Source organism: Rhodococcus koreensis (assembly GCF_017068375.1).
GTDB classification, from domain to species: Bacteria; Actinomycetota; Actinomycetes; order Mycobacteriales; family Mycobacteriaceae; genus Rhodococcus_F; species Rhodococcus_F koreensis.
In genome coordinates this window covers 6099342-6112887 of the sequence record NZ_CP070609.1, presented here as the reverse complement: position 1 = coordinate 6112887, position 13546 = coordinate 6099342, and the positions used below count along the sequence as shown (strand labels likewise).

The 13546-nt window shown below is 69.0% G+C and carries 13 protein-coding genes; 7 read left to right on the top strand and 6 right to left on the bottom strand.

Annotated features, from left to right (window positions below; translation table 11 throughout):
- Positions 1-63 precede the first annotated feature (63 nt).
- From JWS14_RS28055 to JWS14_RS28045, 3 genes are all read left to right on the top strand, one after another.
- Positions 64-762, top strand: coding sequence for a TetR family transcriptional regulator (locus JWS14_RS28055; RefSeq protein WP_206014873.1), 699 nt, complete (start codon positions 64-66; stop codon positions 760-762).
- A gap of 174 nt (positions 763-936) precedes the next feature.
- Complete coding sequence (locus JWS14_RS28050; protein WP_206014872.1) at positions 937-2097, top strand: acyl-CoA dehydrogenase; 1161 nt, start codon at positions 937-939, stop codon at positions 2095-2097.
- 76 nt (positions 2098-2173) lie between these two features.
- Positions 2174-3022 carry a 3-hydroxybutyryl-CoA dehydrogenase gene (locus JWS14_RS28045; protein WP_072944635.1) on the top strand — a complete coding sequence of 283 codons (849 nt, stop codon included), beginning with the start codon at positions 2174-2176 and terminating at the stop codon, positions 3020-3022.
- Here the strand turns inward: JWS14_RS28045 and ubiG are convergent.
- Positions 3013-3852, bottom strand: a complete 840-nt coding sequence (gene ubiG, locus JWS14_RS28040; RefSeq protein WP_072944637.1) for a bifunctional 2-polyprenyl-6-hydroxyphenol methylase/3-demethylubiquinol 3-O-methyltransferase UbiG — start codon at positions 3850-3852, stop codon at positions 3013-3015. The two genes, JWS14_RS28045 and ubiG, sit on opposite strands and share 10 nt — an antisense overlap.
- A gap of 90 nt (positions 3853-3942) precedes the next feature.
- Here ubiG and JWS14_RS28035 point away from each other — a divergent pair, with 90 nt between their 5' ends.
- Both JWS14_RS28035 and JWS14_RS28030 read left to right on the top strand, forming a co-directional pair.
- Positions 3943-5187 (top strand): hypothetical protein, encoded by a 1245-nt coding sequence (locus JWS14_RS28035; protein WP_072944639.1) that lies wholly within the window; start codon positions 3943-3945, stop codon positions 5185-5187.
- 86 nt (positions 5188-5273) lie between these two features.
- Entirely contained in the window at positions 5274-6719 is a 1446-nt protein-coding gene (locus JWS14_RS28030; protein WP_072944641.1) for an MFS transporter, read from the top strand.
- Positions 6720-6731: 12 nt separating this feature from the next.
- Here JWS14_RS28030 and JWS14_RS28025 read toward each other — a convergent pair whose 3' ends face one another.
- Together JWS14_RS28025 and JWS14_RS28020 are read right to left on the bottom strand one after the other, a co-directional pair.
- Entirely contained in the window at positions 6732-7151 is a 420-nt protein-coding gene (locus tag JWS14_RS28025) for a hypothetical protein (protein ID WP_072944643.1), read from the bottom strand.
- 53 nt (positions 7152-7204) lie between these two features.
- Positions 7205-7660 carry a GNAT family N-acetyltransferase gene (locus tag JWS14_RS28020; protein WP_072944644.1) on the bottom strand — a complete coding sequence of 152 codons (456 nt, stop codon included), beginning with the start codon at positions 7658-7660 and terminating at the stop codon, positions 7205-7207.
- Between the two features lie 115 nt (positions 7661-7775).
- Between JWS14_RS28020 and JWS14_RS28015 the strand changes: the two genes are divergently transcribed.
- Positions 7776-9266, top strand: a complete 1491-nt coding sequence (locus JWS14_RS28015) for an MFS transporter (protein ID WP_206014871.1) — start codon at positions 7776-7778, stop codon at positions 9264-9266.
- A 35-nt stretch (positions 9267-9301) separates the two neighbouring features.
- On the top strand, positions 9302-9685 hold the full coding sequence (locus tag JWS14_RS28010; RefSeq protein WP_072944648.1) for an RNA-binding S4 domain-containing protein: 384 nt from the start codon (positions 9302-9304) through the stop codon (positions 9683-9685).
- A 4-nt stretch (positions 9686-9689) separates the two neighbouring features.
- On the opposite strand, the gene JWS14_RS28005 is transcribed toward JWS14_RS28010, so the two are convergent.
- The 3 genes from JWS14_RS28005 to JWS14_RS27995 all read right to left on the bottom strand — a co-directional run bounded on the left by JWS14_RS28005 (position 9690) and on the right by JWS14_RS27995 (position 13541).
- Positions 9690-10604: a diacylglycerol kinase gene (locus tag JWS14_RS28005; protein ID WP_206014870.1), complete on the bottom strand. Its 915-nt coding sequence runs from the start codon at positions 10602-10604 to the stop codon at positions 9690-9692.
- Positions 10601-12181: an FAD-binding oxidoreductase gene (locus JWS14_RS28000; RefSeq protein ID WP_206016200.1), complete on the bottom strand. Its 1581-nt coding sequence runs from the start codon at positions 12179-12181 to the stop codon at positions 10601-10603. The genes JWS14_RS28005 and JWS14_RS28000 overlap by 4 nt, the downstream gene beginning before the upstream one ends.
- 82 nt (positions 12182-12263) lie before the next feature.
- On the bottom strand, positions 12264-13541 hold the full coding sequence (locus tag JWS14_RS27995; protein ID WP_206014869.1) for an MFS transporter: 1278 nt from the start codon (positions 13539-13541) through the stop codon (positions 12264-12266).
- Positions 13542-13546: the final 5 nt, after the last annotated feature.

Below are 13546 nucleotides of genomic sequence, written 5' to 3'. Positions count from 1 at the left end.
CCCGCGCGGCGTTCCGGGTCCAGGGCACTGCGGGTCCAATGCCGCCGATGGATACTGGGCCTCATGACCGAGCGCGTCGACACACCCGGCATCGATCCCGCGGACTTCCGCGTCCACGTGGTGGCGCAGGCCATCCGGCTGTTCTCCGAGAACGGGTACGAGGCGACGACCGTCGAGCAGATCGCGTCGGCCGCCGGGGTGTCCCGGCGGACGTTCTTCCGCCAGTTCCGCTCCAAGGAGGACGTGATCTTCGCCGATCACGAATCACTGTTGCAGCAGGCAGAGGACCATCTGACCACGGAAACCGACGACCCGTGGGCGGCGGTCTGCAGGACAGCGGGCCTGGTCTTCGACAGGTTCCGGGAGAACCGGGAACTGGCGGTGCGCCGGTACCAGGTGGTCCAGAGGGTTCCCGCGCTCCGCGACCGGGAGATCGTCACCGGCGTCCGCTACGAGCGGTTGTTCGTCGACTACCTGCGCGGCGTAGTGCCCACCCAACCGGTCCTTAAGGTCATCGGATTCGCGGCCGCTGTCACCGCGTGCCACAACTTTCTGCTTCGGAACATGATCAAGGGCGACCCGGACGCCACCGCGGAAGAACTCGAGCGGGCCCTGCTCGACGTGCGCCGGACGTTCGGCGTCGCCCCGGGGGCATCCACGCAGGAAGAGGACGCCGTACTGGTGGTCTCGTACCCGCCGGGGACTCCCGTGGAGGAGATCACCGGGCGCATCCGGACGCAGTTGTCCCGGCGCCGGGGCTGAGCGGCCGAAGGTGACGACACCCACCCTTGACTGGCACTCAGTGCCGTGGTTGACTGCACTCCAGTGGCAGTAGTTTGCCGACCACGAACGTTGCGGCCCACCTGAACGGAAATAGACCTGGCACGGAGTGCCGCTCAGACTCGGTGCCGTCGAGACTCAGCAAGGAGCGCCCCCATGGCCGGAAATCCGGACTTCGATCTGTTCAAGCTCGGTGAAGAGCACGACGAACTGCGGTCCGCGATCCGCGCGCTCTCCGAGAAGGAGATCGCACCCCACGCGAAGGAAGTCGACGAGGATTCGCGCTTCCCCGAAGAGGCGCTGCAGGCCCTCGTGAACTCCGGCTTCAACGCCATCCACGTCCCCGAGCAGTACGACGGGCAGGGCGCCGACTCCGTCGCCACCTGCATCGTCATCGAAGAGGTCGCCCGCGTCTGCGGCTCCTCCTCCCTGATCCCCGCCGTCAACAAGCTCGGCACCATGGGCCTGATCCTCAACGGCTCCGAGGAACTCAAGCAACAGGTCCTGCCGCAGCTCGCGTCCGGCGAGGCGATGGCGTCGTACGCGTTGTCCGAGCGCGAGGCCGGTTCGGACGCCGCGAGCATGCGCACCCGCGCCAAGGCCGACGGCGACGACTGGATCCTCAACGGGTCCAAGTGCTGGATCACGAACGGTGGCAAGTCCAGCTGGTACACCGTCATGGCCGTCACCGACGCCGACAAGGGCGCCAACGGCATCTCCGCGTTCATGGTCCACAAGGACGACGAAGGATTCGTCGTCGGACCGAAGGAGAAGAAGCTCGGCATCAAGGGTTCGCCCACCACCGAGCTCTATTTCGAGAACTGCAAGATTCCCGGCGACCGCATCATCGGCGAGCCCGGCACCGGTTTCAAGACGGCGCTGCAGACCCTCGACCACACCCGTCCCACCATCGGCGCGCAGGCAGTCGGCCTCGCACAGGGCGCCCTCGACGCCGCCCTCGCCTACACCAAGGACCGCAAGCAGTTCGGCAAGTCGATCAGCGACTTCCAGGCCGTGCAGTTCATGCTCGCCAACATGGCGATGAAGGTCGAGGCCGCGCGCCTCATGGTCTACACCTCCGCGGCCCGCGCCGAGCGCGGCGAGAAGAACCTCGGTTTCATCTCCGCGGCCGCCAAATGCTTCGCCTCCGACGTCGCGATGGAGGTCACCACGGACGCCGTCCAGCTGTTCGGTGGCGCCGGCTACACCACCGACTTCCCCGTCGAGCGGATGATGCGTGATGCGAAGATCACCCAGATCTACGAAGGCACCAACCAGATCCAGCGCGTCGTGATGTCGCGTGCACTGTTGAAGTAGGCGGCTACGCCGCCCGTGCGTGGTTAACGAGTCTCTGGACTCGCTAACCACGCACGGGCATATCTAAGGAGAATTTGTGGAACTAGTAGGCGTGATCGGCGGCGGCACCATGGGTGCCGGCATCGCCGAGGTATGTATCAAGGCCGGCAGCTCGGTTCTCATCCTCGAGACGAAGCCGGAGTTCGCCGAGGCCGCGCAGGCCCGGATCGAGAAGTCCCTCGCCCGCGGGGTCAAGGCGGGCAAGCTCGACCAGGAGGCCGCGGACGCCGCGCTCGCCCGGGTGCGGGTCACCCTCGACATCGACGACTTCGCCGACCGCGACCTCGTCATCGAGGCGGCGCCGGAGATCGAATCCCTCAAGGTCGACATCTTCCAGAAGCTCGACAAGGTCGTGAAGCCGTCCGGCATCCTCGCGTCCAACACGTCGTCCATTCCGCTGATCAAGATGGCCAACGCCACGCAGCGTCCCGGGCAGGTCGTGGGTGTCCATTTCTTCAACCCGGTGCCGGTGATGCCGCTGGTGGAGATCGTGGTCAGCCTCGTCACGTCGGAGGAGACCGTCACCGCGGTCACCGACTACGCGAAGAACACGCTGCGCAAGAAGACGGTGCGAGCCGGTGACCGCGCGGGATTCATCGTGAACGCGCTGCTCATCCCGTACCTCACGTCGGCGGTCCGGATGCTCGAGTCGGGTTACGCCACCGCCGAGGACATCGACGAGGCCATGAAGGGCGGCTGCGGGTACCCGATGGGTCCGCTGACGCTGATCGACACCGTCGGTCTCGACATCACGCTCGCCGCCGCGGAGTCGCTGTACGCGGAGTTCGCCGAGCCGCACTACGCTCCCCCGACGCTGCTCAAGCGCAAGGTGGATGCCGGGCACCTCGGCAAGAAGAGCGGCAAGGGCTTCTACGACTACAGCTGATCGCGCCCGTCCGGGAGCCCGTCGCGTTGTCGCGGCGGGCTTTCGCCGTTCGCGACGGCGTATCCCATGTACGAGATGGCCGTGCTCCGGATCTGCCCGAAGTCGAGGCGGCGGCTCAACTCCCCGTAGCTGAGCCGGGTTCCGCCCGCCCGGGCGAGGTCGAGGAGCCGGAGAGGATTCTTCGACCGCGGCCCGAGCCCGACGATCTCGCCGAGCCGCAGATCGCGGCGCTCCAGGATCGCCGTCAGCTCCGCGGGACGGATGCACATCGACCAGTCGTGGATGGGGGTGTCGAACATCCGCGTCATCCGCCACTCCTGCATGATCTTGATGGCGACGAGCTTGCTGACGAATGTGCGGTTGATGGTGTCGAACAGGTACAGGCCGCCGGGTTTCAGCACGCGGGACGTCTCGGCGATCACTTCGCCCAGATCCGACACGTGCTCGAGGACGTCGCAGCAGTAGACGACGTCGAACGTGGAGTCCGGCACGGGGAGTCGCTCGCCCGACCCGATGCGGTACTCGATGTCGAGTTCCGCGCGGTCGGCGTGACGGCGGGCGGTGTCGATCGACACCGGGGACGGATCGATTCCCGTCACGCGGAATCCGATCCGGGTGAACTCCTCCGCGAGGAACCCTCCACCCGACCCGACGTCGAGGGCACGCAGACCGCGATAGTCAGGACCGATCGTCTGGCCGAGCACCTTGCGGAAGTAGGCGAATCGTCCCGGCGTCAGGCTTCCGTGCAGCAGGTTGAGCGGGTTGTCCTCCTCCCACCACGACTCCCCCACCCGGTTGTAGACGTCGTTGTCGATGACCACACGGACCACCCCTTCTCTGCCGAGCGCACTTCGACGACTCCAGCCTTCCCCTGCGCGTCGGTCACTTCAAGGCCGACACCCGTACGCGATGCTCGGAGGATGACTTTCCGGATCTCGCACGTGTGCCTGCTGCTGGGCGGGTTCGTCGCGGGAATTGCGTTGACGTCCACCGGGTCCGGTGGGTTCGTGTTCGTCGTGGGCCGTGAGGTCCTGGACGCGTCGTATCTCGATCCCGCCGCCGGTGCCACCCTCGCCGCGGTCGTCGCAGTCCTGGTGACGGTGCTGGTTCGGGCCCGCCGGGGCCTGTCGGCGCTGTCGTTCGCCGGCCTCGCACTGCTGGGCGTCGCCCGTTCGATCGGGCCGTGGGACTTCGAGATGTTCCTCGGCGGCGTCGCTGCGGGACTTCTCCTCGGCGGTCTCGTCGGACTGTGCGCCACCGCCGACCTCGAGTGGTTGCAGACCGCACTCGCGGCGGGTGTCCTCACCGGGGTCCTCCTCGACGGACCGATCGAGCATCTCCGGATATCCCTCCCCCGGCGCTACGCGGACTACCTTCCCGGACACACCGTCGATGCGGCCGCGCTGGCCGTCCTCGCGCTCACGGCCGTGGTTCTGGCTGTGGCGTTGTGGTCCGGCGACTTCGGCGAGCGGGCGGACCTCGCGGTGAGCAGGCGCGCCGTCGTCGCGGGGATCGTGGTGCCGCTGGTCGGGCTGGTGCTGTGCTGGTGGTTCGTTCACCAGGCGTGGGACGTGGACTCCGACGGCGGGATGCAGGGCCGGTGGGTGTTCGGGATCGTTCTCGTCGCGGTGGTGATCGCCGCCGCGCTGTGGCTGGAGGGCCGCACCGGGATCGTGTTGCTCGCCGCGATGGCGCTCGTCGCCACGGGCGGCATCGGCAGGTCCGCGTTCCCGGATTCGTGGCCGTGGCTGCTGTTGCCCGCGGCACTGTCACTCGCGGGTGCCGTGCTCGGACGGCGTTTCCCCCAGCCGGTTCTCGGCATCGCGGCGCTGGCGGTGGTCGCCGCGTCGGCAGTGTTCGAGCACCCGCCGTGGGACAACCTGCAACTCGGCGCGATGTGGCTGCTCCTTCCGCTCGCGGCCACGTACACGTTCGCGTCGAGCGTGCCGTCGAGCGGACCGGTCACCGCGGCGGCGCTGGCGATCCCCGCCGCGCTCACCGTCCCCCTGGTCGTCGACTACGGGTGGACGGCGTACACGCCGCTCACCACATCGGGGACCACGCCGTGGCCGGACTCGTGGGGGTGGACGTCCACGGGAGTGTCGGTGGCCGCCGTGGTCGCGTACGGCCTCACCGCGGCCTACCTCGGAAAACGCCCCTCCTGACCAATATGCAGGATACATATGTTGTGCACCATGCATAGACTGTGTAGGGTGCACAAATTGTGTTTCGCAACGTCAAGGAGATTCGTGTGGACAGTCCGACGCCCGTCGTCCGCCCGGGCGGCCTCGTCGCCGTGCTGGCATTCACCGGCATCGTCGCCGCACTCATGCAGACCCTCGTGGTGCCGCTGATCGGTGACCTGCCCCGACTCCTCGGCACGACCGCCTCCAACGCATCCTGGGTGATCACCGCGACGCTGCTCGCCGGCGCGGTGGCTACCCCGGTCACGGGACGTCTCGGCGACCTCTACGGCAAGCGTCGAATGATGCTGATCTGCACGGTGCCGCTCGTCCTGGGCTCGGTGGTCTGCGCACTCGCGACGACCCTGGCCCCGATGGTGATCGGCCGGGGACTGCAGGGCGTCGGGGTGGGCCTGATCCCGCTGGGAATCAGCGCCTTGCGGGACCTGCTGCCGCCCGAGCGCCTGCACTCCTCCATCGCCCTGATGAGCTCGTCGATGGGCATCGGCGGTGCCCTCGGCCTGCCGCTCGCCGCGACGGTCGCCGAGAACGCCTCATGGCGGGTGCTGTTCTGGGGCGCCGCCGGGCTCAGCGCGGTGATCGCCGTACTGCTCTGGTACTTCGTGCCCGCCACCCCGGTGCACGGCACCCGGGGCCGCTTCGATCCCGTCGGGGCGGTCGGGCTCGGCGTCGGACTGGTGTGCCTGCTGCTGGCCGTGTCCAAGGGCGCCGACTGGAGCTGGACGAGCGGCACCACCCTCGGCCTGTTCGCGGCCACGATCATCGTGTTGACGGCGTGGGGCCGGTGGGAACTCCGCACTCCGCAGCCCCTCGTCGACCTGCGGGTCATCGCCGGACGTCAGGTGCTGCTGACCAACGCCGCGTCCGTCGTCGTCGGCTTCGCGATGTACGCCCAGTCGCTGATCGTTCCGCAACTCCTGCAGTTGCCCGCGTCGACGGGATACGGCCTGGGACAGTCGATGCTGGCGATGGGTCTGTGGATGGCCCCGTCGGGCCTGATGATGATGGCGGTGTCCCCGTTCGGCGCCAAGCTGTCGTCGACCCGCGGACCGAAGGTCACGCTGCTCGTCGGCAGCCTCGTCATCGCCCTCGGCTACGGGTCGTCGATGTTCCTGATGGGGTCGACGTGGGGTCTGGTCGTGGTGACCTGCATCTGCGGCGCGGGCGTCGGTCTCGCCTACGGCGCGATGCCCGCCCTCGTGATGAGCGCCGTGCCGCAGTCCGCGACGGCGTCCGCGAACAGCGTGAACTCCCTGATGCGTTCGGTGGGCACGTCGGTGTCCGCGGCCGTCGTCGGCGTGGTCCTGGCGCAGATGAGCGTGCAGGTCGCGGGCCACACCCTGCCCACCGAGGGCGGATTCCGGACCGGTCTGCTGATCGGTTGCGGTGTCGCGCTCGTCGCCGCGGCCATCACCGTGGCAATTCCCACCCGACGTGCACCCACACCGCCGAACACGGCTCCCACCGAACCGCTCGCGTCGTCGAAGGCATAGCCGTCGACCGCCCTACTTGTGCAGGGCGTATCCGGCCACGGGGTTGCCGTTGATGTAAACGGTGCCCTCGTAGGTCCCGTCCGGCCTCGGGGTGATCCGGTCGGTGAGGAAATTCAGGCCGGACGGGCTGTAGTCGGTGACGAGGGAGCCGCCCGGTTCCGGGGTGGTCATGCCGAAGATGTAGGGGAAGAACACCCCGAAGTTGTCCATGACCCATCCGGGTCCGAACGTCTTGCCCTTCCAGATCAGGTCGCCACCGAGAACGTTGGTGGTGCCGAGGTACGTGCCGGCAGGCAACGGGACCGGCATGGGCGCGGGGAGCGGCGGCGGCATGGGCGCCGGTACCGGGTCTGCAGCGGCCGTCCCCGCAGCGAAGAAAGACAGGCCGGCCACCGCGACGGCCCCGACCGCGACCTTGCGCATGATGTCCATGAGTTCTCCGTATATCGAGGTGCGTGGCGGAAAGTGTCGCACGTACACAGCCGTCACAGGGCGAGTGTGAAGAAGATGCTGTTCGGATCGTTGTCGTAGTCCCCGAACGGGGGACATTCGGTGAAGCCGTGCTCGGTGTACAGCCGCCTGGCCGGGGCGAAGAAGTCCTCGGTGCCGGTCTCGAGGCTGAGCCGGACGTACCCGCGTGCCCGCGCCTCGTCGACCAGGTGCGTGAGGAGCCGGGTGGCCACACCCCGCCCGCGCGCCTCCGTGGCCGTCCGCATCGACTTGATCTCACCTTCGGCCGCCGAGAGCTCACGCAGAGCCACGGTTCCCAGCACGGCCTCCTCGTCCCACAACGTCCACACGGTGACCGAGGGGTCCCGCAAACCGGACAGATCGAGGGCGTGAACGCTCTCGGGCGGCGACGTGGCACGCATGTCCGCCAGGTGCTCGGCCAGCAGTCCGTGCACGTCCTCGCGGGACAGGTCGTCGACTTCGATATACACGTGCAGGCTCTCGACTTTCGGTTTCCGACCGGGCAACGCTGTCGAGTATGCCGAAGCCGGCGCGAGAAATCGCAACGAGTACCGCACTGCCTGGACCGCAGCGCACCATGGGGAGATGACCGAGACAGTTCTGCGCCTGAGCACCCGCCAGGGGCGGTGGGTGGTCACCGCCACCGTTCTCGGCTCGAGCCTCGCGCTACTGGACGGCACGGTGGTGAACATCGCCCTGCCCCACATCGGCGAGGACCTCGGGTCGGATGTCGCGGGAATGCAGTGGGTACTGAGCGGCTACACCCTCGCCCTGGCGTCGCTGATCCTGCTGGGCGGGGCGCTCGGGGATCGCTGGGGCAGGCGCCGCGTCTTCGTCTGGGGGACGGTGTGGTTCGCGGCGGCGTCCCTGTTGTGCGGCATCGCGCCCGACATCACTTTCCTCGTGATCGCCCGGATTCTGCAGGGTGTCGGGGCCGCAATGCTGACCCCCGGCAGCCTCGCACTGATTTCGGCGTCGATCCACGAGGACGACCGGGGCGCCGCGATCGGACTGTGGTCGGGGCTCGGCGGGGTGGCGGGGGCCATCGGACCTCTGCTGGGCGGCTGGTTGGTGGAGGTGGCCGGCTGGCGGTCGGTGTTCCTGCTCAATCTTCCGCTCGCCGCGCTCGTCGTGTGGGCGTCGATGCGGCACGTCCCGGAGAGCCGGGACCCGCACCCGCCCGATCACCTCGACGTACTCGGTTCGGCGTGCGCGGTGATCGGCCTGGGCGCCCTCACCTACGGTCTGATCGAGATGAACCTGATCGCCGGGGTGGTGGGCGCCGTCGTGCTGATCGCGTTCGTCGTCGTGGAGGTGCGTTCACCGAACGCGCTGGTGCCGCCGAGCCTGTTCGCGTCGCGGATGTTCGTGGCGGCGAACCTGGTGACGCTCGCCGTGTACGCCGCGCTCGGCGGCGTCTTCTTCCTGCTGGTGTTGCAGCTGCAGTTGGTGGCCGGGTACTCGCCGCTCGAGGCCGGGCTGGCCACCATCCCGATCACACTGGCGATGCTGGCGTTCTCCTCCCGCGCCGGCAGCTACGCCCAGACCCACGGCCCGCGACTGCCGATGACCGTCGGGCCCGCCCTCGCAGCGGTCGGGCTGCTGTTGATGACGCGGATCGGGCCGGACGCGAGCTATTGGACGGTGGTGCTCCCCGGCGTCGTCGTGTTCGGTCTCGGATTGTCCGCCATGGTCGCGCCGCTGACCGCGGCCGTGCTCGGATCGGTCCCGGTGGAACAGTCGGGCATCGCGTCCGGGGTGAACAACGCGGTCGCACGCACCAGCCAGCTGCTGGCGGTGGCCGCGCTCCCCGGGATCGCCGGGATCGACGCCGAGAGCATGCTCGACCCCACCAGCTTCTCGGACGGCTTCCGCATCGCGATGTTCGTCTGCATCGCACTGCTGCTCGTCGGGGCGGCCATCGCCGCGGCCCTGATCCGGGCGCCCGCCGCGCCCGCTCCCGCCCCGCTCGGTCCCGTTCCGGAGTCGATCGCGTGCAAACCGCATTGCGACATCACCGGTCCGGCGGTGCAACCGGCCCTCGCGCGGCCCGGCCCCACCCCGCCGGAGGGGTGACGCGACTGCGGGCATGCTTTTCGTATCCTGGTCGGGTGGCGATTTCCGGTACCGACCCGTCGAGCGTCCGGGTCGACAGCTGGACCTGGGCGGTCCGGCTGTTCAAGACGCGTTCCGCGGCGGCGGCGGCGTGCAGGTCGGGGCATGTGCGGGTCAACGGCAGCACCGCGAAACCCGCGCAGCCGGTGAAGGCCGGTGACGAGGTCCGCATTCGCGCGGCCGGTGTCGAACGGATCGTCGAGGTGATCCGGCCGATCACCAAACGGGTGGGCGCGGTGGTGGCCGTCGAGTGCTACACCGACAACACACCACCACCCCCACCGCGCGAGGTCCTCGCGTCCATCCCGCAGCGCGACCGCGGCGCGGGCAGGCCGACCAAACGCGAACGCCGCGAGATGGACCGGTTGCGCGGGCTGTGACCGCTCAGGCCGGGGTGTGGCTGAGGATCCGCAGCGCGGCAGGCACCGCCTCGATGGTGACCGGCAGCGGGCCGACGCGGTCGCCGTCCGCGTAGGCCGTGATGCCGTCGCACTGCAGTCGCACCGTCCGCGAGTGGTAGGTCTGCACGTCGGGGAGTTCCACGTGGGTGCCCTTGTACACGCGGGGGAACAGCCGGACCAGCCTCGACCGGCGGCCGTAGTCGACGACGGTGACGTCGAGCAGTCCGTCGGTCTTGTCCGCGTTCGGGCAGATCTGCATCCCGCCGCCGTAGGAGCGGCCGTTGCCGACGGCGACCAGTGTCGCGTCGACCTCGAAGGTCTGGTCGTCGAGTGCGATGCGGTAGTGCAGCGGGCGGAGTTGCGTCAGTTCGGCGAGCATCGCCAGGTTGTACCGCATCGGGCCCTTCGGCCAGGACATCCGGTTGGCGCGGTCGGTGACGAGTGAGTCGAAACCGCTCGCGACGATCGTGCCCGCCCACACGACCGCACCGCCGTCGAGGGTGATCCTGGCGAGGTCGGATTCCTGCACCTCGCCGTCGGCGATGACGTCGGCGGCCGCGACGGGGTCGCCGACGGGGATGCCGAATTCGCGCGCATGGTCGTTGCCGGTGCCTGCCGGGATCAGGCCGACCGGTGTCCCGGACTGCGCCGCCGCCTGCAACCCGATGCTGATGGCGCCGTCTCCCCCGACGACGACGAGTGCGTCGGTGCCGCCGTCGATGGCCCGGCGGGCCAGCGTGCGCGCGTGATCGGCGTCCGTACCGATGATTTCGGTGACGGCGACGCCGCGTTCCCGCAGGCGCGCGACCCCCTTGCGCCCGGCGACCGGCGCGTGGCCGTGCCCGGCGAGCGGGTTGACGAGGACGGTGACCTTCTCGATCACCTGCTGCGTGCTCACGGAATCAGCTTGCCGGGGTTGAGGATTCCCGCGGGATCGACGGCGTCCTTGACGGCCCGCAGAATCGTGACGCCCAGATCGCCGATCTCGTCCCGCATCCACGGGCGGTGGTCGACGCCGACCGCGTGGTGGTGCGTGATGGTTCCGCCGGCGGCGACGATCGCGTCCCCGGCGGCGGTCTTGGCCCGCCGCCACTGCTCGATCGGGTCGTCCGCCTGCGCCGACACGACGGTGAAATACAGCGAGGCGCCCGTCGGGTACGTGTGCGAGATGTGGCAGAGGACAAGCGGCGGGGTGCCCTGCGCCGACAGCGATTCCGTCAGCGCGGTGGTGACGCCCGCGCGGAGCGCGGCGAGGTTGCCCCACGTGGTCGCGGTTTCCAGCGTCTCGCACAACGCTCCCGCGTCGAGCAGCGAGTCGCGCAGGTACGGTGCGTCGAAACGGCCGTGCTCCCAGCCGTTTCCGGGTTCCTCGCCCAGGGACGTGCCGCCGCGCGCCTGCAGCACCGCGCGGGCCTCCGCCGTCCGTTCCGCGGTGTGCTCCGCGGTGCCCTCGAACGTGGTGATCGCCAGGCAGCCGCCGGTGACGGTCTCCTCGCCGATCTTGTCGGTGGTCGCCAGGTTCACCGCCGTCTCGGCCTCGTCGGACAGTCGCAGCACGGTCGGGACCGCACCCTCCTGCCGCAGCGCGCGCAGCGCGGCCGCGCCGGTCTCGAAGTCGGGGAAACGCCAGCCCTCCCGCACGGTGGTGGCCGGGACCGCGTGCACGCGGACCCGCACCCGGGTGATGACGCCGAGCGTGCCCTCCGACCCGACGAACAGTTCGCCGAGGTCCGGGCCTGCCGCGGACGCCGGGGCACGCCCCGTGTCGAGGGTTCCGGTGGGGGTCACCACTCGCAGTCCCTGCACCATGTCCTCGAACCGGCCGTACCCCGCGGACGCCTGCCCCGACGACCGGGTGGCCGCGAAACCGCCGATGGTCGCGAACATGAAACTCTGCGGGAAGTGCCCGAGCGAGAAGCCGTGCGCGCCGAGCAGTTCCTCGGCGAGCGGACCGGTCACACCCGCTCCGAGCGTCGCGATGCCGGAGTCGGTGTCGAGGTCGATCAGCGAGTCGAACCGGCGCAGGTCCAGCGAGACGACGGCGTCGAATCGGTCGCGCACCGGGTCGAGCCCGCCGACGACGCTGGTTCCGCCGCCGAACGGGACCACGGCGATGCCGTTGGCGGCGCAGTACCGGAGCACGTCGGCGACCTCGGCGTCGGTGCCGGGGGTGACGACGGCGTCGGGCGCGTTCTGGGGTTCGGTGCTGCGGCGGCGCAGCAGGTCGAGCGTGCTCTTGCCGCCGGAACGCAGCAACCGGTCGGTGTGTGCGGTACTGGCGAACTGCTCTCCGACGATGCCCGCGAGCGCGGTGACGTGCTGGTCGGAGAGTGCGCTCGGAGCGAGGACGGCGTCGTCGGCCGCCCGGCCGGAGGGTTCCCTGATGGTGACGCCGAGGGCCTGCTGCAGCAGTCCCTTGATGCCGTCCGAGAGGACCTTGTGCTTCTCGGGCGCGCCCCAGGCGTCCCACTGCATCGGGGGTGCCGTCAGGACGGCGTGATCTTCCGAACGCTCATTGCTCATGCGTTATAGTGTTACACATCATGTAAGAGTGTAACTAGCCCTTCGGGCGATCGCCCCGCTCCCGCCACACCTGCCGGATCGGCCGCAGCACCAGTCCCATCTGCTTCCGCGTCTTCCCCCGCGTCACCAGAACCCCGGTGATCGCCACGATCCAGACGGGATACTGCACGAGCCAGGCCACCCGGAAACTGTCGAACGAGTACCCGCCCATCGCGTCGAGGATGAGCCCCATCGCCTGGATGACCAGCAACGAGGCCAGGAAGCCGCCGATGTTGACCATTCCCTGCGCGGTTCCCATGCTGGTACTGGGGTTGAACATGCGGGCGTAGTCGAAGCCGATCATCGAACCGGGGCCGCCCACCGAGATCACCATCACCAGAAGTGCCAGCAACCAGATCGGCGCCGGGCCCGGCAGTGCCAGCACGACGGTCCACATCGCCGCGTTGCTGATCATGATCGCCAGCACCAGATACGAGCGGCGCATCGGGAACCGGCCGCTGAGGATGCCGATGATCGGCCCGGCCACGATCGCCGAGATCACCGACAGCGTGAGCAGCGAACCGGCCTCGGCCGCCGACAACCCCTGCGCCGACCTCAGGTACGGCACACCCCACAGCAGGGCGAACGTCGTCATCGAGAACTGCGTGCCCATGTGGGTGAAGAAGCCCAGCCGGGTGCCGTGCCGCCGCCACACCGCGCGGATCTGCGTTCCCACCTCCCGCAGTCCGGCGGGTGCGGCCACCACCTCGAGACCGGGCGGGGCGTTGCGGATGACGGACACTGCCAGCACGAAGGACAGCAACCCGAGCGACGCCGCCGTGCCGTACGCGAAACTCCAGCCCGGCCCGTTCAGCAGCAGCATCAACGGCAGCGCCGACAGGATCTGACCGATCTGACCGAAGATGCCCGTCAGCTGGGACACGAGCGGGACCCGCCGCGGCGCGAACCATTGCGGCACCAGGCGCAGCACGGAGATGAACGTCATCGCATCGCCGACGCCGACGAACACGCGCGCGGCGACGGCAAGCGGCAGCGATTCGGTGAGCGCGAGCAACATCTGCGCCGACGCCATGATGAGCGCGCCGGCGGCGATCATGACCCGCGACCCGTACCGGTCGAGGAGCACACCGGCCGGGATCTGCATCCCCGCGTACACCACGATCTGGAGTACGACGAAACTCGACAGCACACTCGGACTGATCGAAAATCGTTCCGACGCCGCGAGGCCCGACACACCGAACGAGGTTCGATGCAGGACGGCGACGATATATGCGACAACCCCGACGCCCCACACCAACCACACTCTGCTCATCGCAG